Origin of the sequence: Pseudoroseicyclus aestuarii (assembly GCF_003217255.1) — a bacterium.
In the GTDB taxonomy this organism is placed as follows: Bacteria; Pseudomonadota; Alphaproteobacteria; order Rhodobacterales; family Rhodobacteraceae; genus Pseudoroseicyclus; species Pseudoroseicyclus aestuarii.
This window is the reverse complement of the sequence record NZ_QJTE01000002.1, coordinates 357,707-378,619: the sequence shown is the minus strand read 5'-3', so window position 1 is coordinate 378,619 and position 20,913 is coordinate 357,707. Positions and strand designations below refer to the sequence as shown.

Sequence of the window (20,913 nt, the reverse complement as noted above, 5' to 3'; positions counted from 1 at the left end):
TAACCACTCTCTGCGACAAGAGGGCGGGTGCAACGGCAGGGGCGACGCATGACCGGCTTCATCGGCATCGGCATCATCTTCGTGATGGTCTTCGGCGGCTACATGCTGGCCGGGGGAAAAATGGGGATCATCATGAAGGCCATGCCCTTCGAGATGATCATGATCGGCGGCGCCGCGGCCGGCGCCTTCGTCATCTCGAACGACGGCCCGGCGATCAAGCACACGCTGAGGGACCTCAAGAAGGTCTTCAAGGGCCCCCGCTGGTCCCCCGATGACTACCGGGACCTGCTGTGCCTGCTCTTCGAGCTGATCCGCATCGCCCGCGCCAACCCGGTGGCGCTGGAGGAGCATACGGAGAACCCCGCGGAGTCCGCGATCTTCGCGAAGTACCCGAAGATCCAGCACGATCACGAGGCGGTCGAGCTGATCTGCGACACCCTGCGCTCCGCCAGCATGAACTACGACGATCCGCACCAGGTCGAGGACGTCCTGGACAAGCGGATGGAGGCGGCGATGCATCATTCGATGCACACGCCGCATGCGCTGCAGACCGTCGCCGACGGCCTGCCCGCGCTAGGCATCGTCGCCGCCGTGCTGGGCGTGATCAAGACCATGGGCTCGATCGACCAGCCACCCGAGGTGCTGGGCAAGATGATCGGCGGCGCCCTCGTCGGCACCTTCCTTGGCGTCTTTCTCGCCTATGGCCTCGTTGGCCCCTTCGCCTCCAAGCTCAAGACGGTGCTGGAGGAGGAGGCGCAGTTCTACAAGCTGATCCGTGAGGTGCTGGTCGCGAACCTGCACCAGCACAGTCCCAACATCTGCATCGAGGTCGGGCGCCAGAATACCCCGCACCACCATCGCCCCAGCTTCTCGGATCTCGAGAACGCGCTTCGGGCAACGAAGGACGGCGCCGCCGCATGAGGTGGGCCCTGCCCCTCGTGCTGGCGCTCCTCTGCGCCTTGCCGGCTGCCCCCCTTGCGGCGCAGACCGTCTCCTTCCGGTCGGGGCAGCACCCGGATTTCGTGCGCCTCGTCCTGGCGATTCCCGAAGGGGCCGACTGGCGCCTCGGGCGGGACGGCGGTGACTACGTTTTCACCTTGCCCGGCGCGACCTTCGACACCGCGGGCGTCTTCGCCCGCATCCGCCGCGATCGTCTCGCCGCGCTCGAGGCGCGGCCGGGGCGGCTACGCCTGAAGCTGTCCTGCGACACCTGCCATGCCCGCGCCTTTCTCTGGAGGCCCGACCGGCTGGTGATCGACATCCGGGACGGCGAGGCGCCGGCCGGATCGGGTTGGGAAAACCCGATCGCCCCGCCGGCGCAGGACGCGCGCAGCGCCGGCGGCGGGGCCGACCTTGTCCTGCCGCTGCTCTTCGATGATCCGGCGCTACCCGCTGCCAGCCCTCCGCTCGATGCGCCGCAAAGCGACCTGCCGCTCTTGCCAGAGACCGCGGCGGAGCCGGACCTGCTCAACCCTTTCCAGGAGCCCCCCGCGACGCGGCGGGTCCAGGCGGCGCAGTCCCAGATCCTCGACACCCTGTCGCGCGCGGCGGCGCAGGGCCTGCTGACCGTGGACCCCGATGCCATGGCGCGCGCGCGCCGCGACGCCGCCGCCGCAGCGCCCCCGGCCCCGGATCCGGCACCCTCCGCCCCTGCGAGCGCGCCGGATGCGCCGCCTGACGCGGCCCGTCCCCCCTTCGCCGCCAGCAGCCAGCCGCGCCGGCCCGGCCTCGACGTGCGCAGCAGCATCGACAGCGCGACGGGCCGCGCCGCGCCCCCGCAGGAGCGCAGCCGCTGCCTCGACGACGCCCTCTTCGACGTCCGGTCCTGGATCGGCGAGGGCGAGTTCAGCGACGAGATCACCGCCCGCAGCACCCGCCTGACCGACGAGGCGGGAGGGACCGACCCCGGCGCGGCCCTCGCCCTGGCGCGCAGCTATCTGGCCTTCGGCTTCGGGCGAGAGGCCCTTGGCGTCCTCCGGATCGACGACCGCCGCTCGGTCGAGCGGCAGGTGCTCAGCACGATGGCCGCCATCGTCGACGGCGATCCGCTGCCCGGCAGGCCCTTCACGGGCCAGCAGGGCTGCACCGGTCCGGTGGCCCTCTGGCGCGCCCTCGCCGCCGGCAGCATCGTCGAGATGACGCCCTCCGAACGGACCGGCCTGCTGACGGGATTCTCGCTGCTGCCCGAAGCGCTGCGCGGGCACCTCGCCCCGCGCGTCGCGCAGCTGTTCATCGACGCGGATGACCCGCTCTCCGCCGAGGCCGTACTGAGCGAAGCCTTCACCGCCCCGGACGGCCACTCGGTCGAAGCCGAGCTGACGGCGGCCGAGCTGACGCTGCAGTCGCAGGGTCCGCAGGAAGCGATCGAGGATCTGGCGCAGCTCGCCGAGGAGGATGCCCGCATGACGCCGGAGGGGCTGATCCGGCTGATCGAGCTGGAGCTGGCCGAAGGCCGCCCGGTGCCAGAGGACCAGCTGGATCTGGCCCGCGCGATGCGGTTCGAGGCGCGCGGAACCCCGGTGGAGGCCGCCCTCGCCGCGGTCGAAGCACGCGCCCTCATCGCCTCGGGCCGCCACGAGATGGCGCTGTCCCTCCTGCGCGACGAGAGCGGGGAGATGGGCGCGGCGCAGAGGCGGGAGCTGCGCGCAGAGGCGGTCGAGGCGCTGACGGAGACACTGCCGGATGCCGAGTTCATCGACCGGATCTACGCCGGCTTGCCGCCGATCACGGCAGAGGCCGAGAACCGCGTTGCGGAACGCCTCCTGCAGCTGGGCTTCGCGGAGCGGGCCGCCGATCTCGTCTCGGGCGGCGCCCGTGGCGAGGCCATGGCCGCGCGGCGCCTCTTGCGGGCCGAGGCGGCACTCGCGCTGGAGGATCCGGACGAGGTGCTTCGGGCGCTCGGCGGCGTCGCCGGAGAGGCTGCGGCGACCCTGCGGGCCGAGGCGCTGCGGATGCAGGGCGACAGCACTGCCGCGCTGGCCGAGGCGGCGCAGGTCGCCCCCCCGGCCCCCAGGGATCTCTGGCGCGCCGGGGCCTGGGACGGATTGGCCGAAGCGGCAGAGGCGTCCGCCGATGGCGAGGCCGCCGTGGATGCCGAAGCCGCCGCCGAAACCGCTCTGCTGCAGCGCGCCGGCGAGGCCGCGCGCAGGGAGCAGCCGCCCCTGGCCGCAGAAGCAAGCCTGGCCGAGGGGCGCGATCTTCTGGAGCAGGCGGAAGAGGCGCGGCGCCTGGCGGAAGACCTTCTGTCCCGCTTCCCGCTCGAGGATCGGGAAGACCCTGCCACGCCATGATCGCTTACCGAATGTAAACCTTGCCGCGGCAGACTGGGCGGCATGATCCCGCAGCAGAAAGCGCGTCATCATGACACGACAGCCCAGCCGTCGCCGCCTCTCCGGTCGGGGTCGCAGCGCCCTTGCCCGCCCCTCCACCGAAAGCGGGAGGTAGGCGATGCCGGCGCTCTCGGCCCGCATGATGTTCCAGCCGACGATCCTGCTGGCCCTCGCGCTCATGGCGATCATCGCGATGATGATCCTGCCGATGCCCTCGATCGTGCTGGACATCGGCCTCGCCGCCAGCTTCGCGCTCGCGATCCTGATCTTCACGATCACCCTCTTCATCGAGCGGCCGCTGGATTTCTCGGCCTTTCCGACAGTGCTCCTCGCCTCGCTCATGCTGCGGCTGTCGCTGAACGTCAGCTCCACCAAGCTGATCATCGGGCAGGGCCATACCGGGACGGATGCCGCCGGCGAGGTGATCGAGGGCTTCGCCATGTTCGTCATGGGCGGGCAGATCCTGCTCGGCCTCGTGGTCTTCGGCGTGCTGCTGATCGTGAACTTCATGGTCATCAACAAGGGCGCCACCCGCATGGCCGAGGTCGGCGCGCGATTCGCGCTCGACGCGATGCCGGGCAAGCAGCTGGCCATCGACGCCGACATGAGCGCCGGGGCCATCGACCACACCGAGGCCAAGACCCGGCGCGAGCGCGAGCAGGCCGAGACGACCTTCTTCGGCAGCCTCGACGGCGCCTCGAAATTCGTGAAGGGCGACGCGGTCGCGGGCCTGCTGATCACCGCCCTGAACCTCGTCATGGGGCTGATCATCGGCACGCTGGTGCATGGCATGCCGGTCGGCCTCGCCTTCGAGACCTACGCCATCCTGACCGTCGGCGACGGCCTCGTCAGCCAGATCCCCGCGGTCATCATCTCCATCGCCTCGGCGCTGCTGCTGGCCCGAGGCGGCGCAACGGGGTCGACCGATCTCGCCCTGATGGACCAGATGGGCCGGCATCCCGCGGCCCTTGCCACCGTCGCCGCCCTGCTGGCGGCCTTTGCGCTGGTGCCGGGCCTGCCCTTCGTGCCCTTCATGCTCGGGGCGGCGGTCCTCGCCTTTGGCGCTTTCGCCGTCTCGCGCGGGCGCCAGAGACAGGCCGAGGCCGAGGCCGCGCAGCCCCCGGCGGAAGAGGCGCGCCGCACCTCGCTCGGGGACATGCTCGACCTCGACGACATCCATGTCGAATTCGCGCCGGACCTCGTGGACATGGTGCTCGACCCAGGAACCGGCCTCGACGCGCGCATCGCCAACATGCGCAACCATGTCGCGACGCAGTTCGGGGTGCTGCTGCCCGAGATCCGCCTGACCGACGACGCCGGGCTGCCGCCGGGCACCTATGTCGTCAAGATCCAGGGGGTCGAGCAGGAGCGGGACACCCTGCGCCCGAACCGTATCCTTGCCCTTCTCGCCGGCCCGCCGCCAGAAACCCTGGATGGCGAGGACGTGAAGGAGCCGGTCTATGGCGCCCCGGCGCGCTGGATCGCGCCCGACGCGCAGGAAGAGGCTGCGGTCGCGGGCATGACGACGGTCTATCCCGCCGAGGTGCTGGCGACGCACCTGCTCGAGGTGATCAAGCGCAACTTTCCGCGCCTGCTGACCCTGCGGGCACTGCGCCGCCTGCTGGACGAGATGACGAACCTCTCGGACCAGGCCCGCTCCGAGCAGAACCGGAGGATGATCGACGAGCTGATCCCGGACAAGCTGCCGCTCGAGGTCCTGCTGGCCGTGCTCCGCCTGCTGCTGGAAGAGCGGGTGTCGATCCGCAACCTGCCGCTGATCCTCGAGGCCTCGGCCGAGGGGCGCCAGCTGCACCAGACTGTCGAGGGGGTGACGGAGCACGTGCGCCAGCGCCTCGGCTTCCAGCTGGTGGCAGAGCTGAAGCGGCCCGACGGCACGGTGCCGCTGATCCAGCTCGCCCCGGAATGGGAGGACAGCTTCACCGCCTACCAGATCGGCGGCGACCGCGGGCCGGCGGACATCGCCCTGCCGCCGGAGGACTTCAACCGTCTCGCCGCGGCCATCGCCGAGAAGCTCGCCCGCGCCGCCGACCTCGGGCAATTCCCGGCGGTGGTCACGACGATGAAGCGGCGCCGCTTCATCCGCACCGTCATGGCGGCGCGCGGCCTGCCGAACCCTGTGCTGTCCTTCGACGAGCTGGGCGTAGATGCGCGCCCGGCCGTCGTCGGCATGGTCCCGGCCTGAGGCCCGCGGGATGAACGCCGAGCTGTCGCGCGCCCTTCTCGAGCTGGCAGGGCTGACCGAGGCGGGCCTCTGGACCGGGCTGATCGTGTTCCTGCGGATCGCGGCGCTGATGGCGCTGGCCCCCGCCTTCGGCGAGCAGGCGATCCCGCCCAGGGTCCGGCTGGCCCTGGCGCTGGCCTTTACCCTGGTGGTCGCCCCCGCGGCGCCCCTCGGCGCGGTGCCACGTGACGGGCTGCCGCTCCTGGCGCTCGGCGGGGCGGAGCTGCTGACGGGCATCTTTCTGGGCTTGATGCTGCGGCTGTTCGTCATGGTGCTGCAGATGGCCGGCACCATCGCGGCGCAGGCCACGTCCCTGTCGCAGATCTTCGGCGGCACCGCCGGTCTCGATGCGATGCCGGCGATCGGGCATATCCTCGTCGTCGCGGGGCTGGCGCTGGCGACGATCCTGGGCCTTCACCTGCGCCTCGCGGCCTATATGATCGACAGCTACGCGCTGATCCCGCCGGGCCAACTGCCCGATCCGGCGACCATCGGGGCCGCCGGCCTCGACCAGGTCTCGCGCAGCTTCGCCCTCGCCTTCACACTGGCGGCGCCCTTCGTGCTCGCCTCGCTGATCTACAACATCACCCTTGGCGTGATTAACCGCGCCATGCCGCAGCTCATGGTGGCCTTCGTCGGCGCGCCGGCGATCACCTTCGGCTCGCTCGCGCTGCTGTTGCTGGCCGCGCCGCTGATGCTGCCGATCTGGGTGCAGGCGATGCACGCCTTTCTCGCCGCCCCCTTCGCCCCATGAGCGAGGGCGAGGACAGCGGAGACAAGCAGTACGAGCCGACACAGAAGCGGCTGGACGACGCGCGGCGCAAGGGCGAGATCCCACGCTCTGCCGATCTGACGACCGCCGCCGCCTATGCCGGCTTCCTGATCGGCGCGCTGGCCATGGGGCCTGCGGCGCTGAAGGGCCTGGGCCAGGCCCTCTCGGTGCCACTGGACCAGGCCGCCGCGCTTGCGGCGGTGGTCTTCGCGGGCAGCCAGGCGCCGCTTCTGGGCGGGCTCGCCGGGCGGGCCGCGGGCACGGTCTGGCCCTTCTTCGCCCTTCCCGCCGCCCTCGCGCTGCTCTGCGTCATCGCCCAGCGCAGCCTGGTCTTCGCCCCGACGAAGCTCGAGCCGAAGCTGAACCGGATCTCGCCGATCTCGGGGGTCAAGAACAAGTTCGGCCGCGCCGGGCTGTTCGAATTCGCCAAGAGCTTCGCCAAGCTCCTGCTCTACTCCGTCGTGCTCGGCCTTTACCTGTCACGGCAGCTGCCCCGCATCCTCGGCACGATGACCCTCTCCCCCGGCCAGATCGCGGCAGAGCTGGGGCGGCTGTGCCTTGGCCTGCTGTGGATCGTGGTGCTGATCGCCCTGGCGCTGGGGGCCGTGGACTTCCTGTTCCAGCGGGCCGAGCACATGCGCAAACACCGGATGAGCCGCAAGGAGCTGACAGATGAGACCAAGGATGCCGAGGGCGATCCGCATATGAAGCAGCAGCGCCGGCAGAAAGGCATCCAGATCGCGATGAACCAGATGCTGGCCGATGTGCAGACGGCGGACGTCGTCGTCGTCAACCCGACGCATTACGCCGTGGCGCTGCGATGGGACCAGGCCGCCGGTCGGGCCCCGCATGTGGTGGCCAAGGGCGTCGACGCCATCGCCGCCCGAATCCGAGAGGCCGCAACGGAGGCAGGGGTTCCGATCCATTCCGATCCGCCGACGGCGCGGGCGCTGCACGCCGAGCTCGAGATCGGGGACGAGATCGAGCGCAGGCATTTCCGCGCCGTCGCCGCCGCGATCCGCTTCGCCGAGAAGCTGCGCAAGGCAGCGGGCGGCGCGCCATGAGCCGCGCCGATGATCTTGCCGCCCTGAGGCGATTGACCGGCGCCGTCTTCGACGCGGCCCAGGGCCGCATGGCGGCGCTGCGCCGGCGCGATGCCGAGATCGGCCAAGCCCTCGAGACCTTGTCAGAGCAGCTACGGGAGCGGGCGCTGGAGGTGCGGGCCGACGACCTTGCGCATCGCGCGGGCGCCGATCAACGCTGGCAGCACTGGATCGACACGCGCCGCACCAGCCTGAACATGGAGCGCGCGCGCCTGCGGGCCGAGATCGCTGGCCAGGAGACCGAGCTGCGCAAAGCCTTCGGGCGGCGCGAGGCTGCAAAGGATCTCTTTGAGGCCGAGGCCCGCGCAAGGCGGCAGGCCGCGCAGCGGAAAGAGGATCGCTAGGCCCGCGCCGCCTTGCCGGCGCGGCACAGTGGGCCAAGGCTGGCTGGCAGCGGCAGGGCCGCCGCCGCGCCTCAGACGTCCTGCCGCACCAGATCGGTGATCAGAACGCTCGAGGCCTGGGGACCCACGGCCTCCTGCGCGGCAAGGGTCAGCGCCTGCCGCAGGCCCCGCATCGTCGCGGTATCGGTGAAGGTGCCGTCGAAGCCGCCGGTATTGGCGTGGTCGAAGAGCACCTGCAGGAAGGAATCGCGCAGCCGCGGCTCGCGCATCAGCACCTCTTCCTTGCCGCTTTCCGGAACCTCGACGCTCAGCGACAACACGACGAGACCCGAGACATGGCCATCGTCGACCACGGGCACGATGAACTGGTTCTGCAGCCGGACATAGGCCTTGGTGGAGTCGGCGTCGTCCGCCGCCTCTGCATGCGCCGCAGCCTCGTGCACCGCCGCCTCGCCCTGCCCTTCGGCAAGCGGCCCACAGGGCGCCTCGGCCAGGACGGTCTCCGGCTCGGCCGGCTTCAACATCAGGCCGGCGCCGACGCCGCCGCCGGTGCCCACCAGCAGCAGCACGAGGGGGATCAGGATTTTCATCATCGGCGCACCTCTCAGAACGGCAGGACGTTTTCCAGGACTTGCTGCCCGTAGCGCGGCTGCTGCACGTCGCTGATCTGGCCGCGCCCGCCGTAGGAAATCCGGGCGGAGGCGATCTTATCGTAGGTGATCTCGTTCTGGCGGCTGATATCGGCGGGCCGGACGTAGCCCGTCACGATCAGCTCGCGCAGTTCGAAGTTCACCCGCACCTCCTGCCGCCCCTCGATCTGCAGCACGCCATTGGGCAGCACATCGGTCACGGTTGCGGCCACCCGCAGCTCCAGCTGCTCGTTGCGGCGGACGGAGCCGTCGCCGGCGAAGCTGCTGTTGGAGTTCAGCCCGACAGCAGCGTCGAGGGTGGCCCCCTCGGGCAGACGCTCGTTCAGGCGCTGCGGGATCCCGACGAGCGAGGGCACGCCCATGTCCTGGCTGGCCGTGCGCGAGCGGTCCGAGGAATTGGAGATGGAGGCCGAATCGTCGATCTCGATCACCACGGTCATGATGTCGCCGCGCTGCATCGCCCGCCGGTCGCCAAGGAGCGAGCCGCGCCCCCCGTCCCAGAGCGAGGCGACGGAGGGGCCGATCATCGTCGGCGGCACCGCGACCTCCTGCGGCAGCGAGTAGGTCATCATCGCCGTCGCCTCGGCCCCGGCCTGCGGCGGCGTGAAGTCGGGCTCGCGCCCGATGGGCGCGCTGCCGCAGCCGGCAAGGGCGGCCAGGGCGAGGGCTAGAGCAGGAAAGCGCATTCTGTCGCTCCTTCTGTGCGGCAATGGGTCACGGCGTGACATAGGCCCCGCCGTCGGGGCCGATCCGGGCGCGGACCGTCGTGCGCGACGAGATGTTCATCACGTCGAGCATGTCGCCGAGGCCGGCGCGATCCAGCGCCCGCCCCTCGGTGGTGATGGTGATCGCGCCGTTCTCGTAGATCAGCGGCAGGGTCTCGTTGCGCTCCACCACGGCAGGGGCGCCGAGATCGCCAGCGCGGATCGGCCGCCCGGCGTAAAGCGCGACGCGCGCCTCCTGCCCCACGGCCGAGGCCTTGTCGGTGAGGGCACCGGGCACCTCCTGCCCGCGCAGGAGCAGGTCGCCTTCGGCGATGACCTGCCCGGCCGGGATCGTGCGCGCGGCAACCAGCGTATCGGCCATGGCAGGCCCGGCGCAGAGGCAGGCCAGGAGCGCCCGGCGGATCATCGGATCTGCACCATCGCGCCCAGCATCTGGTCGGCGGCGGTGATGACCTTGGAGTTCAGCTCGTAGCCGCGCTGGGCCTGGATCAGCTCGGTCACCTCCTTGACCGCATCGACGGAGCTGTCCTCGAGGTAGCCCTGCCGCAGCGTCCCCAGCCCGTCCTGCCCCGGCGTCGTCACCAGCGAGGGGCCGGAGGCGGGGCTTTCGACGAAGAGGTTCGAGCCGATCGCCTCGAGCCCCTTGGCATTGGTGAAGCCGGCCATGCTGAACTGGCCCAGCAGCTCCGGCTCTACCCTGTCGGTGAAGTAGGCATAGACCTCGCCCTCGGCATTGATCGAGATGTCGCGCGCATCGGCGGGCATGGTGATGTCGGGCGCCACGGCATAGCCGTCGGAGGTCACGATCAACCCGTCGGCGGACAGCTTCAGCGCGCCGTCGCGGGTATAGGCCGGCTGCCCACTGGGCAGCGTCACCTCGAGGTAGCCCTCGCCCTCGATCGCGACATCGAGGTTGCCCCCCGTCTGCGCCAGCGTGCCCTGCGACAGCATCACGGAGACCGCCGTCGGCCGCACGCCGAGGCCCAGCTGCACGCCGGTCGGCAGGACCGTGCCGTCAGAGGCGTTGATCGTGCCGGGCCGCGCCACCTGCTGGTAGTGCAGGTCGGCGAATTCGGCGCGGCGGGCGTTGTAGCCCGTGGTGCTCATGTTGGCGAGGTTGTTGGAAATGACCTCGACCCGGGTCTGCTGCGCGGTCATGCCGGCGGCGGCGATCTGAAGGGCACGCATCGGCGGTCTCCTTTACTTGCTGACGGCGCGGATCAGGCTGCGGATCCGCTCGTCTTCCTTGTCGAGAAAGCCCTGGCCCAGCTCGTAGGCGCGCTGGACCTCGATCATGCGGGCGACCTCGACCACCGGATCGACGTTCGATTCCTCGAGGTACCCTTGGAGCACGGCGGGGTCGGGCACCGCCTCGACCGCGCCGCCGGCGTCGAACATCACGCCGCTGCCGCGGGTCACCGCCAAGGGGTCGAGCGGGCGGAACACCCCCACCTGCCCCACCGGGCGCCCCTCGACCGAGACAGTGCCGTCGGCGCCGATGCCGACAGGCCCCTGCCCCTGCGGGACGAAAAGCGGCGCGCCGCCGGCGTCGAGCACCGGGTAGCCGTCGGGCGTCACCAGATCGCCGTTCTCGTTGGGGCCGAAGTTGCCGGCCCGGGTCAGGCGCTGCCCCTCGGGCGTCTCGATAGCGAAGAACCCCTCGCCCTCGATCGCCAGGTCGAAGGCGCCATCCGTCTGCGTCAGCGCGCCCTGCGAGGTATCGGTCTGGCGCACGCGGGCGGCGGCCATCGACAGTGAGGGCGCGTCATCGCCCAGCCGCGCGACGTATTCCGAGAAGATCACCCCCTCGGCGCGGTAGCCGGTGGTGCCGGCATTGGCGATGTTGTTGGCAAGGACCCGCATCTGGGCCTGCAGGCCGGACTGGCGCGTGAGCGTGGCGTAGGTGCTGTTCTCCATGCGCCTAGACCCCCGCGATCCGCGGCAGCAGCGTGTCCTGGAAGTAGGACACGAGGCTTTCGGTCATGAAACCCATGGTCACCCAGTAGACCGCGGCGATCGCCGCCAGCTTCGGCACGAAGGTCAGCGTCGCCTCCTGGATCGAGGTCAGCGCCTGGAATAGGCCGATGATCAGGCCGACGCCCAGCGCCACGGCCAGCACCGGGATCGAGATGACCACAGCCACCCAGAGGCCCTGACGCAGCACGTCGTAGAATTCGCTCTCGCTCAGCATCAGACCGGCATCCTGAGGATTTCCTGGTAGGCTTCGACGACCTTGTTGCGGAGGGTCACGACCGTCTCGACGGCCAGTTCCGCCTGCGACAGGGCCTGCACCAGCGCATGCGGATCGCCGCTGCCGGTCATCGACTGCATCGCGGTGGCATCGCTTTCGCGCAGGGTGCGCACGAATTCGGCCGCGGCGGCGCCGGCCGGGTTCGCGGCCTCGTCCCGCGGGGGCTGCGGCATCTCGGCCGAGACGCTCTGCCGAGTGCCGCGGTAGGCCTGGGCGACGAGAGATCCGAGTTCCATCCTGGTCCTCCTGACGAAAAAAGGGCTGCGTTACTTGCGAAGGATTTCGAGAAGAGAGGCGCTCATCTGGCGCACCTGGTCGAACATCTTGAGATTGGCCTCGTAGCTGCGCGAGGCCTCGCGGCTGTCCGCGATCTCGACCAGCAGATCGACGTTGGAGCCGTCGTAGTGGCCGCTGCCGTCCGCCATCGGGTGGGCGGGGTCGTAGATCCGGTCCAGCTCCGTCTGGTCGAGGCGCAGGCGGCCAAGGCTGACGGCACCCTCGGGCGCCGCGCGCGACACCTCCTGCTCGAAGGTCGTGGTCTTGCGGTGATAGCCGGGCGTGTCGGCGTTCGCGATGTTCTCGGAGATGAAGCGCATGCGGCCCGACTGGGCGCGCATCCCGCTGGCCGCGACGGACATGGCATTGGAAAAATCGGTCATCGTTTACCCCAGACTGGTACGGATCAGGCCGATGGCATGGCGATAGATGGCGAGGGCGCGATTGTGCTCGGAGCGGATCTCGGCGCCGGTCAGCATCTCGGTCTCGAGAGAGACGGTATTGCCGTTGGGCGCGGCCTCGCCGCCGGCATCGGCGACCTTGAGCGCGAGGTGACCCTGGCCGATGCCCAGATGCTCCGCCCGGGTCTGGCGCAGGCCAAGCCGGCCGACCGGACTGTCGTAGGCCTCGGCAAAGCCGGGCAGCGCCTGCGCGCGAAATCCGGGCGTGTCGGCATTGGCGACATTGGCCGAGGAGACGGCCTGCCGCGCACCGGCATGGCGCGCCATCGCCATGGAGGTGCTGAACATGTCGAGCGACTGATACACGGGGCTTCTCCCTCGGCTTCCTGCCTCAACCCAGCCTTAAGGCCGATTCTTTAAGAACGGGTTCGCAAGCCAGGGGCGCAGCCGCCGCAACGGAGAGGCAGGAGGCCGAAGATGGACGACGAGCTGATCGGACGCGTCATCGCCGCGATCGAACGCGCGGGGGCCGAGCGGCCGGCGGGGCGGGTGACCGGCGCCGCCGGCGCCGTGATCGAGGCCGAGGGGCTGTTGCCGATGGCGCGGCTGGGGTCGCGGGTGACAATCCGCCACGGCGCCGGGCGCATCGCCGCCGAGGTCGTGCGCATCGCCGAGGGGCGGGTGCAGCTTCTGCCCGAGGGATCGGCCGAGGGGGTGACGCTTGGCGATCTGGTGCAGATGGAGCCCGCGCCGGTCTTCGCCCCCGACGACAGCTGGATCGGGCGCGTGGTCGATCCCGACGGGGCGCCGCTGGATGGCCTGCCGCTGCTGCCCGGCGCAAGGCCCCGGCGCCTTCAGGCCGCGCCGCCGCCGCCGCAGGCGCGACGGCCCATGGGCAGCCGCCTGTCGACCGGGCTGGCCGTCTTCAACACGCTGCTGCCGCTGGTCCAGGGCCAGCGCATCGGCCTTTTCGCCGGCTCGGGCGTGGGCAAGTCGACGCTGCTGGCCGATCTGGCGCGCGGCGTCGGGGCGGACGTCATCGTCATCGGCCTCGTGGGCGAGCGGGGGCGCGAGCTGCGGCACTTCGTGCAGGAGGTTCTGGGCCCCGAGGGCATGGCCCGCGCGGTCGTCGTCGCCGCGACGTCGGACCGCGCGCCGCAGACGCGGCGCCGCTGCGCGCTGGCGGCGACGGCGGTGGCCGAACATTTCCGCGACGAGGGGCGGCAGGTGCTGCTGCTGATCGACAGCGTCACCCGCTTTGCCGAGGCGCATCGCGAGGTCGCTGCCGCGGCGGGCGAGCCCGCGGCCCTGCGCGGCTTTCCTGCCTCGACCGCGCCGGCCATCGCCGCGCTGTGCGAAAGGGCCGGTCCCGGCACCGAGGGTCAGGGCGACATCACGGCGATCTACTCGGTCCTCGTCGCGGGCAGCGACATGGACGAGCCGGTGGCAGACTGGCTGCGCGGCGTGCTCGACGGCCATGTCGTGATGGACCGCGCCATCGCCGAGCGGGGGCGCTTTCCGGCGGTGGACCTGCTGCGCTCGGTCTCGCGCTCGCTTCCGGCGGCGGCGACAGCGGCGGAAAACCAGCTGATCGGCGAGGCGCGGGGCCACCTTGGCGCCTATGCGCGGGCCGAGCTGATGATCCAGGCCGGTCTCTATACCGCCGGCTCGGACCCGGCTGTGGATGCCGCCATCACCTGCCATGGCGCCTTGGACGCCTTTCTGGCGCGCAAGGGCGATCCGGCGATCTCCTCGTCCTTCACCGTCCTGCGGCAGGTCCTTGCGCAGGCCCGCGCTCCGGCCCGGCGCAAGGACTGACCGGTGCGCGGCCCCTCCTCATAGTTAACATGAGGATTTCGGCGGGGGACCTTCGGGGGCAGGCACGCTAAGGCTGCACCTCGAAGCCGTCACCGACACGAGAGACCGCACGATGATCCACCAGCGCAGAGCCCGCCTCGCCGTGGCCGCCGCCCTCGCTTTCGTCCCTGCCCTCGCCCAGGCGCAGGCCGAGCTGAAGCTCGCCCACTGGGTGCCACCGGTGCATACGATCACCGCCGCGGTCGTCGATCCCCTGACCGAGGCCGCCGCCGGCGGCGACGTGACGATCCGCACCTACCCCGGCGGAGAGCTGGGCGCCGGCCCGCTGGAGCAGTATATCCGCGTGCTGCAGGGCGTTGCCGATATCGCCTGGGGCGTGCCCGGCTATACCTCCAGCCAGTTTCCCCTGACGATGATCTCCGAACTGCCCGGCGCGATCCCCGAGGGGCGCACCGGCGCCGAGGCGCTGAACGACGCCTGGGAGGCCGGGCTTCTGGGGGACGAGTTTCCCTACACGCTTCCGATCGCGCTTTGGACCTCCGAGCCGAACATCTTCATCATGAAGGGCCACGACATCCGCACGCCCGCGGACGTGGAGGGGCTGAAGATCCGCGTCGCCGGCTCCGTCGGGGCGGCGGTGATCGAATCGCTCGGCGGTATCCCGGTGCAGATGTCCGCCTCGGAGATGTACAACGCGCTGGACACCGGGCTGATCGACGGCATCGTCACCGGATCGAGCGCGGTCGCCGACTTCCGCCTCGACGAGGTGGCCGACAGCTACACCTACGGTGCGCCGCTGGGCCGGGTCTCCTTCTTCCTCGCGATGAACGAGGCGGTCTATGACGGCCTGCCCGACGAAGGCCGCGCGGCGCTGGATACCGTCACCTTCCGGCCGCTGTCGCGATCGGCCGAAGAGGGCTGGTACGCCAAGGCGGACGAGGTCCTCGCCTCGCTTCAGGCCGACGAGGGCGCGACCGTCATCACCCTGACGGAGGAAGAGGCCGCCGCCTTCGGCGCGCTGACGGAACCGGTGACGCAGGAGGTGGTCGCCGAGATCGGCGGCGAAGAGGTCCTTTCGGTGATGCAGGGCGAGTGACCGCGTGACGTCCTTGCGATGGCTGGCGGACAGGCTGATCGGCCTGTCCGCCCTGATCGGATCCGTCGCGCTGATCGTGCAGGTCAGCGTGATCCTCGTCGATGTCCTGGGCCGCTACTTCGGCGCGCCGCTGCGCGGGGCGCAGGACGTCTCGACCATGGCGATGACGGTCCTCGTCTTCGGCGGCATGGCGCTCTGTGACAGGCTGGGCGGGCATATCTCGGTCGACCTGCTGGAGCCGCGCTTTCCCGCATGGCTGAACCGCGCCTCGGACATCGCCTCGGCGCTGCTGGGCGCAGCGATCTTCGCGGGCATCGCCTGGACGGTCTACGACAGCGCGCGGCTCAGCCTGATGCTGAACCTGCGCAGCAACATCATCGACCTGCCGAAGGCCTGGTTCCAATGGGGGGTCTGCGCCTTTTCGGGCCTGACCGCGCTGGCGATGCTGCTGCGCGCCGCCGAGGTCGCCAGCCGCCGCAGCCCGCCGCGCTGGGACACCGCGCAGGAGGCGCCGCGATGACCGATACCGCCATCGGGCTTTCCGGCCTCGCCCTGCTGTTCCTGCTGCTGATGCTGCGGGTGCCCGTGGCCTTCGCAATGTTCGCCGTCGGTTTCGGCGGGATCTGGGCGCTCGACAGCCTGACCAGCGCGCTCAGCCTGCTGGGATCGGAAAGCTTCACGCTCGCCTCCTCGGCCGAGCTCGTGGTGGTGCCGCTCTTTATCCTGATGGGCAATGTCGCCACCGAAACCGGCATGAGCCGGCGCCTTTACGATGCCGCCTATGCCATCATCGGGCAGGTCCGCGGCGGCCTCGCCTCCGCGACGGTGCTGGGCTGCGGCGGCTTCGCGGCGCTCTCGGGCAGTTCCGTCGCCTCGGCGCTGACAATGGGGCGCGTCTCGCTGGGCGAGATGGATCGCTACGGCTACGACAGCCGGCTCTCGACCGGCGCCGTGGCCGCGGGCGGCACGCTGGGCATCCTGATCCCGCCCTCGACCGGCTTCGTCATCTACGCGATCCTGACGCAGCAAAGCATCGGCCGGCTGTTCCTGGCCGGCGTGCTGCCGGGCCTGCTGCTGCTGGCCCTCTTCATCGCGACGATTAGCCTACTCTGCCGCCTGCGCCCCGGCCTCGGCCCGACCGGGCCGCGCACCACCGGCGCCGAGAAGCTGCGCGCCCTGATCGGCGCGCTGCCGATCCTCTCGGTCATCGCGCTGACCATAGGCGGGATCTACGGCGGGCTCTTCTCCCCGGTCGAGGCTTCGGCCGTGGGCGCGGGGCTTGTGATCCTCTTCGGCGCGGTGCTGGGCCAGCTCTCGCTGCGCCGATTGTGGAGCGCCACGCGCGATTCCGTGGTGACGACGGCGACCGTGATGCTGATCCTGATCTCGGCGCATCTGATCAACCCCTTCCTCGCCCTCAGCCACATTCCCGCCAGCTTCGGCGCCCTGCTCGAGGGGCTGGCCCTGCCGCCGCTCGCGGTGCTGTCGCTGATCCTGCTGTGCTACCTCGTCCTCGGCTGTTTCCTCGAGGGGCTGGCGATGCTGGTCCTGACGCTGCCGATCTTCTTTCCGGTGATCATCGCGCTGGGCTACGATCCGATCTGGTTCGGTGTTCTGGCGGTGCTGGTGCTGGAGATGGGGCTGATCTCGCCCCCCGTGGGGGTGAACGTCTTCATCGTGAAATCGGTGGCGCCCTCGGTGCCGCTGGGCCGCATCTTCGCCGGCGTGCTGCCCTTCTGGGGCGCGATGCTGGTGGCGCTGGTGCTGATCGTGGCTTTTCCGCAGATCGCCCTGCTTCTGCCCGAGACGATGATCGACTAAGGCTTGCTTCGCCCTCCGCCCCGGAAGGGTCGCTTCCGCATCAGACCGGCGGAGGCCCCCGGGGCACGAGGGGAGGAGGCCAGAAGGAAGAGCCATGACCCACGAGATCCTGACGCTGACCTGCCAGAACCGCCCCGGCATCGTGGCGGCGGTGGCGACCGCCCTGGCCGATACCGGCGGCGATATCACCGAGGCGCGGCAGTTCGACGACGCGCAGACCGGCACCTTCTTCATGCGGGTCGCCTTCCGCTGCCACGAGGATGCCGCGCCCTTCCGCGCCAAGATGGACGGCATCGGCACGGCCTTCGGCATGCGCTGGGAGCTGGTCTCGGCCCAGCGCCTGCCCAAGGTGATGATCCTTGTGTCCAAGTTCGATCACTGCCTGGTCGACCTGCTGTACCGCCAGCGCATGGGCGAGCTGCCGATGGAGGTGGTCGCCATCGCCGGCAACCACCCTGCCGAAGCGCTGAGCGCCGATCTGCCCGCCGATGTGCCCTACCACCACCTGCCGATCACCAGGGAGACCAAGCCGCAACAGGAGGCGCAGATCCGCGATCTCGTCGACAACACCGGCGCCGAGCTGGTGGTGCTGGCGCGCTACATGCAGATCCTCTCCGACGAGATGAGCGCCTTTCTCTCGGGGCGCTGCATCAACATCCACCACTCCTTCCTGCCCGGCTTCAAGGGCGCGAAGCCCTATCATCAGGCCCATGCCCGCGGCGTGAAGATGATCGGCGCGACGGCGCATTACGTCACCGAGGATCTCGACGAGGGGCCGATCATCAGCCAGGACGTGGAGCATGTGACCCATGCCGACACGCCCGAGGACCTCGTCGCCAAGGGCCGCGACATCGAGCGGCGCGTTCTGGCGCGGGGCGTGGCGCTGCACCTGCAACGGCGGGTGCTGATCAATGGCAGCCGCACCGTGGTCTTCGCCAAGTAGCGGCGGGCTAGCGCAGGTTCGACAGCAGGGTCAGGGCGGCGTTCGCGCCGCTCAGGGATGTCATGGCCGAAGCCTCGCTCCGGATCAGGTAGAGCCGGACCAGCTTTTCCTGAAGCTGCGGATCGCCGGCGATCTCGGCCATGTCCGAGGTGCCGAAGGTGGACTGCGCGCGGGACCTGAACTGGTCCAGTTGCTGATCGAGGTCGATCTTTCCGAAGGACTTGGGAAAGCCCAGCGCCCCTTCGAAGACCGCCCGCAGGGGGCCATTGCCCATCATGCCGAACCAGGCGGCGTTGTCGGTTTTCTCCGCGGCACCGATCTCCTCGAGACCGGCCGTGACGTTCAGCGCGAGGCGCAGGGACTCGTTCTGCTCGCCGACCGCGACCTGGAACTGCTTCGCCTGGTACTTGTCGATGATCTCATCGGCGAAGCCCTCCATCCAGACGCGCGGGCCGGCATTGCCGTAGCCGAAGGCCTCGGCCAGGCGGGCGTAGCGCTTGTCGGAAAGCTTGCTCGCCAGGGCGTCCTTCTCGAGCGTGCCCTCCGCCAGGACCTTCTTGATGAAGGCCTTGGCGTCGATATCCTCGTCCAGCCCGAAGGCGCCCAAGGCCACGCCCAGAAGGCGGCGGTCCGCCACGAGGTCCTCTGCCGTGGCCGCCTTGGAGATGTTCTCGCGGAAATACTCGGCCGCGGTCTTGACGGGGCCGCTGTTCGAGAAGGCCTCCTGCTGGCTGTCCAGCGTGCGCTGGAGAAACCGCCAGCCGGTATAGCCCGAAAGGGGCAGGACCGGCTGGAAGCTCATGATGCGCGACCCGCCCGGCGGGCGGCATCCTCGTCGCACAGCTCGGCGGCGAACTGTCGGGCCATGTCGACCTCCGGTCCCAGCTCCGGCCGCGCGGGGGCCGGCGGAGCGCTCCGGGACATCGCCATCAGGCGTTCTTCGCGCGGCAGAAGCGCGCGCAACCGCTTGAGCGCGCGATAGGTCTCGCCCGCGCGCAGGGCGGTGGTCGCCTCGGACAGAAGGGCGCGGCTGTCCGGATCGGTCAGGACCTGGCTCAGCTGCTCCACCCCGCTGATCATCTGCGTATGGCCCTGGGCCGGGGTCGCCTCGCCGGCGAGCACGAGCTGGGCGATGTAGCAGACGCGCTTGACCGGGGTATCGGCCTCGCCGGGGCGGATGGCGTCGCGCAGGCGCAGGATCTTGGCGTTCGGCGTCAGGATCGACAGGCGCGACCGGCGGTCGCCGTTCTCGATCACCGCGCCGTTGACCAGCACACGCTCCTGCGGGCCGAGCTTGAGGACAAGGCCGGTCATCACGCCACCTCGCTGGGCACGGCGGCCGCGCTGCCGGCCTGCTGGCCGCTCAGCCCGCGCAGCACCGCGGTGTTGATTTCGACCAGGACGCCCGCATGCGCCTTGCCCGCAAGGACGGCCCGCGAATGGCTGTTGGTGAATTCGCCCAGGTAGAACAGCCGACCGCGAAGCTCGGCCGGCAGCCCGTTGTCGTCATCGGCCACATCGGCGACGAGCCGGGTCCAGAGACGGCGATTGTCGTGGATGGCCTTGGCGATGGAGGGAAAGAAGCCGGAGTCGACGGCGGCGCGCAGGCGTGCGGTCGCTTCGGCGAGGATCTGGTGCTCGGCCGAGCGGGCAGAGCGGATGACGGCATTGCTGGCGCCGTAGGCCTGTCGGGCTTGCTGGACGAAATTCAAGGGTCAGGTCCTTTCAGGACGAAAATGCGCCGGAAGGGCGGCTTTGCCGCTGACGAGACAGGAATGGGGGGACCGGGGGCGCGCGAGGGCGCCCCCGGTAAGCCGTGCCTTAGCGGAACAGCGAGAGGACCGACTGCGGCGCCTGGTTGGCGATCGACAGCGACTGGACGCCCAGCTGCTGCTGCACCTGCAGGGCCTGCAGACGGGCCGAGGTCTCTTCCATGTCGGCATCGACCATGGAGCCGATGCCGGACTTCAGCGAGTCGGACAGCTTGCTGATGAAGTCGGCCTGGATCTCGATCCGGCCCTGGACCGAACCGAAGGCGGCGGCAGAGTCGACCGCGGTGGTGATCAGCCCTTCGATGGTGCCCAGGGCAGCGGTGGCACCCGCGGCCGAGGAGACATCGATGCTGGCCAGCGTACCGAGGCCACCCGAACCAGCGTTCTCGAACTGCGCCGAGACGACCAGGTCGTCACCGCCGGCGTTGGTGAAGGCCAGGGTGCCGGGGGTGCCGCTGTCGTAATCCACCGTCAGGTCCGGGTTGCCCAGCTTGTCGACGGCGTTCTTCAGGCCGACGGCGACGATATCGGCCGTCGTGGTGGCCGCGACGTCGTCGGCGGTGACGGTATAGGTCACCTTGGTGTCACCGATGCTCAGCGAGACGCTGTCACCGGCGGCAAAGGCATCCGCGCTGTCGTCGATCACCAGCGTGCCGGTGCCGCTGGTGTTGTCCAGCGTGAAGCTGGCGGTGTCGTTGTTCGCCGAGGCACCGTCGGAGCCGGCCAGAACGGCCTTGGCGGTATAGCCGCCGACCGAGAGGTCCTGCTGGTTGACGGTGATGGTGGAGGAGGTAACCCCGCCGGAGGCATCGCGGTCCAGCGAGGACAGGACGTCCACGTTGCCCGAGGTGCCGTTGACGAGGTTCAGGCCGTTGAACTGGGCGGCGCCGACCACCGAGGTGATCTGGTCGCGCAGCGCGGCGACGTCGGCCTGCAGTTTCGCCCGGTCGACGTTGTCTTCCTGGGCGGCGACGATCTTGCCCTTCATGTCGGTGAGCAGATCGGTGACCGTCTCCGACGCCTGGCGTGCGACCGCGACGGTGCTTTCGCCGAGCGAGAGCGAGTCGGAGATCGCCTTGAAGCCCTTGACGTCGGACTCCATGACCTTCGAGATGGCCCAGACGGCCGAGTTGTCTTTGGCGGTGGCGACGTTCTTGCCGGTCGAGATGGCCGACTGGGTGTCGCCGAGCTGGTTGTTGATGCTCTTGAGGGTCTGCAGGGCGACCATCGCCCCGTTGTTGGTCAGAATGCTGGACATGGGTGTATGTGGTCCTGTTGATAGGGCGCGTTTTACGCCGATGGCATGTGTCGCCGGCATGCGGCGACGATTTCAGCCGTTCTGACTATCGGTCGGGCCGGCTGCTCCGGCC

23 protein-coding genes and 1 pseudogene are annotated in these 20,913 nt (G+C 70.0%); 11 read left to right on the top strand and 13 right to left on the bottom strand.

The window, feature by feature from the left end; genetic code table 11:
- Window positions 1–48 precede the first annotated feature (48 nt).
- From motA to DFP88_RS06605, 6 genes are all read left to right on the top strand, one after another.
- Entirely contained in the window at window positions 49–921 is an 873-nt protein-coding gene (motA, locus tag DFP88_RS06630) for a flagellar motor stator protein MotA (RefSeq protein ID WP_110813673.1), read from the top strand.
- Window positions 918–3,290: a hypothetical protein gene (locus DFP88_RS06625; protein WP_110813672.1), complete on the top strand. Its 2,373-nt coding sequence runs from the start codon at window positions 918–920 to the stop codon at window positions 3,288–3,290. Before motA ends, DFP88_RS06625 begins: the two co-directional genes overlap by 4 nt.
- 157 nt (window positions 3,291–3,447) lie before the next feature.
- Complete coding sequence (flhA, locus tag DFP88_RS06620) at window positions 3,448–5,532, top strand: flagellar biosynthesis protein FlhA (protein ID WP_110813671.1); 2,085 nt, start codon at window positions 3,448–3,450, stop codon at window positions 5,530–5,532.
- Window positions 5,533–5,542: 10 nt separating this feature from the next.
- Window positions 5,543–6,325: a flagellar biosynthetic protein FliR gene (locus DFP88_RS06615; protein ID WP_110813670.1), complete on the top strand. Its 783-nt coding sequence runs from the start codon at window positions 5,543–5,545 to the stop codon at window positions 6,323–6,325.
- Entirely contained in the window at window positions 6,322–7,407 is a 1,086-nt protein-coding gene (locus tag DFP88_RS06610) for an EscU/YscU/HrcU family type III secretion system export apparatus switch protein (RefSeq protein ID WP_110813669.1), read from the top strand. Before DFP88_RS06615 ends, DFP88_RS06610 begins: the two co-directional genes overlap by 4 nt.
- Window positions 7,404–7,790, top strand: coding sequence for a hypothetical protein (locus DFP88_RS06605; protein WP_110813668.1), 387 nt, complete (start codon window positions 7,404–7,406; stop codon window positions 7,788–7,790). The genes DFP88_RS06610 and DFP88_RS06605 overlap by 4 nt, the downstream gene beginning before the upstream one ends.
- Before the next feature lie 71 nt (window positions 7,791–7,861).
- On the opposite strand, the gene DFP88_RS06600 is transcribed toward DFP88_RS06605, so the two are convergent.
- From DFP88_RS06600 to DFP88_RS06560, 9 genes are read right to left on the bottom strand one after another with little or no spacing between them, the layout of a single operon-like run.
- Window positions 7,862–8,383, bottom strand: a complete 522-nt coding sequence (locus DFP88_RS06600) for a flagellar basal body-associated FliL family protein (RefSeq protein ID WP_110813667.1) — start codon at window positions 8,381–8,383, stop codon at window positions 7,862–7,864.
- Window positions 8,384–8,394: 11 nt separating this feature from the next.
- Complete coding sequence (gene flgH / locus DFP88_RS06595) at window positions 8,395–9,126, bottom strand: flagellar basal body L-ring protein FlgH (RefSeq protein ID WP_110813666.1); 732 nt, start codon at window positions 9,124–9,126, stop codon at window positions 8,395–8,397.
- Window positions 9,127–9,154: 28 nt separating this feature from the next.
- Window positions 9,155–9,571, bottom strand: coding sequence for a flagellar basal body P-ring formation chaperone FlgA (gene flgA, locus DFP88_RS06590; protein ID WP_110813665.1), 417 nt, complete (start codon window positions 9,569–9,571; stop codon window positions 9,155–9,157).
- Window positions 9,568–10,353, bottom strand: a complete 786-nt coding sequence (gene flgG / locus DFP88_RS06585; protein ID WP_110813664.1) for a flagellar basal-body rod protein FlgG — start codon at window positions 10,351–10,353, stop codon at window positions 9,568–9,570. The genes flgA and flgG overlap by 4 nt, the downstream gene beginning before the upstream one ends.
- Window positions 10,354–10,365: 12 nt before the next feature.
- Complete coding sequence (locus tag DFP88_RS06580) at window positions 10,366–11,082, bottom strand: flagellar hook-basal body complex protein (RefSeq protein ID WP_110813663.1); 717 nt, start codon at window positions 11,080–11,082, stop codon at window positions 10,366–10,368.
- 4 nt (window positions 11,083–11,086) lie between these two features.
- Complete coding sequence (locus DFP88_RS06575; RefSeq protein WP_110813662.1) at window positions 11,087–11,356, bottom strand: flagellar biosynthetic protein FliQ; 270 nt, start codon at window positions 11,354–11,356, stop codon at window positions 11,087–11,089.
- Window positions 11,356–11,652, bottom strand: a complete 297-nt coding sequence (gene fliE / locus DFP88_RS06570) for a flagellar hook-basal body complex protein FliE (protein ID WP_110813661.1) — start codon at window positions 11,650–11,652, stop codon at window positions 11,356–11,358. The genes DFP88_RS06575 and fliE overlap by 1 nt, the downstream gene beginning before the upstream one ends.
- 30 nt (window positions 11,653–11,682) lie before the next feature.
- A complete protein-coding gene (gene flgC, locus DFP88_RS06565; protein WP_110813660.1) occupies window positions 11,683–12,075 on the bottom strand; it encodes a flagellar basal body rod protein FlgC in 393 nt (130 codons plus the stop codon).
- A 3-nt stretch (window positions 12,076–12,078) separates the two neighbouring features.
- Window positions 12,079–12,459 (bottom strand): FlgB family protein, encoded by a 381-nt coding sequence (locus DFP88_RS06560; RefSeq protein WP_110813659.1) that lies wholly within the window; start codon window positions 12,457–12,459, stop codon window positions 12,079–12,081.
- 111 nt (window positions 12,460–12,570) lie between these two features.
- On the opposite strand from DFP88_RS06560, the gene DFP88_RS06555 reads away from it, so the two are divergent.
- From DFP88_RS06555 to purU, 5 genes are all read left to right on the top strand, one after another.
- Window positions 12,571–13,911 (top strand): FliI/YscN family ATPase, encoded by a 1,341-nt coding sequence (locus DFP88_RS06555; RefSeq protein WP_110813658.1) that lies wholly within the window; start codon window positions 12,571–12,573, stop codon window positions 13,909–13,911.
- 112 nt (window positions 13,912–14,023) lie between these two features.
- Window positions 14,024–15,007, top strand: coding sequence for a TRAP transporter substrate-binding protein (locus tag DFP88_RS06550; protein WP_110813657.1), 984 nt, complete (start codon window positions 14,024–14,026; stop codon window positions 15,005–15,007).
- 4 nt (window positions 15,008–15,011) lie between these two features.
- Window positions 15,012–15,527 (top strand): TRAP transporter small permease, encoded by a 516-nt coding sequence (locus tag DFP88_RS06545; RefSeq protein WP_110813656.1) that lies wholly within the window; start codon window positions 15,012–15,014, stop codon window positions 15,525–15,527.
- Window positions 15,524–16,828 (top strand): TRAP transporter large permease, encoded by a 1,305-nt coding sequence (locus DFP88_RS06540; protein ID WP_110813655.1) that lies wholly within the window; start codon window positions 15,524–15,526, stop codon window positions 16,826–16,828. Before DFP88_RS06545 ends, DFP88_RS06540 begins: the two co-directional genes overlap by 4 nt.
- 94 nt (window positions 16,829–16,922) lie before the next feature.
- Window positions 16,923–17,771: a formyltetrahydrofolate deformylase gene (gene purU / locus DFP88_RS06535; RefSeq protein WP_110813654.1), complete on the top strand. Its 849-nt coding sequence runs from the start codon at window positions 16,923–16,925 to the stop codon at window positions 17,769–17,771.
- 7 nt (window positions 17,772–17,778) lie between these two features.
- Here purU and DFP88_RS06530 read toward each other — a convergent pair whose 3' ends face one another.
- The 4 genes and pseudogenes from DFP88_RS06530 to DFP88_RS06515 all read right to left on the bottom strand — a co-directional run bounded on the left by DFP88_RS06530 (window position 17,779) and on the right by DFP88_RS06515 (window position 20,801).
- Window positions 17,779–18,573, bottom strand: a complete 795-nt coding sequence (locus DFP88_RS06530) for a DUF1217 domain-containing protein (RefSeq protein ID WP_110813653.1) — start codon at window positions 18,571–18,573, stop codon at window positions 17,779–17,781.
- Between the two features lie 119 nt (window positions 18,574–18,692).
- A pseudogene (gene flbT, locus DFP88_RS06525) lies at window positions 18,693–19,085 on the bottom strand (flagellar biosynthesis repressor FlbT); the annotation flags it as partial.
- Window positions 19,085–19,483, bottom strand: a complete 399-nt coding sequence (gene flaF / locus DFP88_RS06520; RefSeq protein ID WP_110813651.1) for a flagellar biosynthesis regulator FlaF — start codon at window positions 19,481–19,483, stop codon at window positions 19,085–19,087. The gene flaF and the pseudogene flbT, both read right to left, overlap by 1 nt.
- A gap of 109 nt (window positions 19,484–19,592) precedes the next feature.
- Window positions 19,593–20,801, bottom strand: a complete 1,209-nt coding sequence (locus DFP88_RS06515) for a flagellin (RefSeq protein WP_110813650.1) — start codon at window positions 20,799–20,801, stop codon at window positions 19,593–19,595.
- Window positions 20,802–20,913 lie beyond the last annotated feature (112 nt).

Coding starts and splice junctions, on each gene's coding strand:
- motA (WP_110813673.1), top strand. CDS start 49: ATGACCGGCTTCATCGGCATCGGCATCATCTTCGTGATGGTCTTCGGC.
- DFP88_RS06625 (WP_110813672.1), top strand. CDS start 918: ATGAGGTGGGCCCTGCCCCTCGTGCTGGCGCTCCTCTGCGCCTTGCCG.
- flhA (WP_110813671.1), top strand. CDS start 3,448: ATGCCGGCGCTCTCGGCCCGCATGATGTTCCAGCCGACGATCCTGCTG.
- DFP88_RS06615 (WP_110813670.1), top strand. CDS start 5,543: ATGAACGCCGAGCTGTCGCGCGCCCTTCTCGAGCTGGCAGGGCTGACC.
- DFP88_RS06610 (WP_110813669.1), top strand. CDS start 6,322: ATGAGCGAGGGCGAGGACAGCGGAGACAAGCAGTACGAGCCGACACAG.
- DFP88_RS06605 (WP_110813668.1), top strand. CDS start 7,404: ATGAGCCGCGCCGATGATCTTGCCGCCCTGAGGCGATTGACCGGCGCC.
- DFP88_RS06600 (WP_110813667.1), bottom strand. CDS start 8,383: ATGATGAAAATCCTGATCCCCCTCGTGCTGCTGCTGGTGGGCACCGGC.
- flgH (WP_110813666.1), bottom strand. CDS start 9,126: ATGCGCTTTCCTGCTCTAGCCCTCGCCCTGGCCGCCCTTGCCGGCTGC.
- flgA (WP_110813665.1), bottom strand. CDS start 9,571: ATGATCCGCCGGGCGCTCCTGGCCTGCCTCTGCGCCGGGCCTGCCATG.
- flgG (WP_110813664.1), bottom strand. CDS start 10,353: ATGCGTGCCCTTCAGATCGCCGCCGCCGGCATGACCGCGCAGCAGACC.
- DFP88_RS06580 (WP_110813663.1), bottom strand. CDS start 11,082: ATGGAGAACAGCACCTACGCCACGCTCACGCGCCAGTCCGGCCTGCAG.
- DFP88_RS06575 (WP_110813662.1), bottom strand. CDS start 11,356: ATGCTGAGCGAGAGCGAATTCTACGACGTGCTGCGTCAGGGCCTCTGG.
- fliE (WP_110813661.1), bottom strand. CDS start 11,652: ATGGAACTCGGATCTCTCGTCGCCCAGGCCTACCGCGGCACTCGGCAG.
- flgC (WP_110813660.1), bottom strand. CDS start 12,075: ATGACCGATTTTTCCAATGCCATGTCCGTCGCGGCCAGCGGGATGCGC.
- DFP88_RS06555 (WP_110813658.1), top strand. CDS start 12,571: ATGGACGACGAGCTGATCGGACGCGTCATCGCCGCGATCGAACGCGCG.
- DFP88_RS06550 (WP_110813657.1), top strand. CDS start 14,024: ATGATCCACCAGCGCAGAGCCCGCCTCGCCGTGGCCGCCGCCCTCGCT.
- DFP88_RS06540 (WP_110813655.1), top strand. CDS start 15,524: ATGACCGATACCGCCATCGGGCTTTCCGGCCTCGCCCTGCTGTTCCTG.
- purU (WP_110813654.1), top strand. CDS start 16,923: ATGACCCACGAGATCCTGACGCTGACCTGCCAGAACCGCCCCGGCATC.
- DFP88_RS06530 (WP_110813653.1), bottom strand. CDS start 18,573: ATGAGCTTCCAGCCGGTCCTGCCCCTTTCGGGCTATACCGGCTGGCGG.
- DFP88_RS06515 (WP_110813650.1), bottom strand. CDS start 20,801: ATGTCCAGCATTCTGACCAACAACGGGGCGATGGTCGCCCTGCAGACC.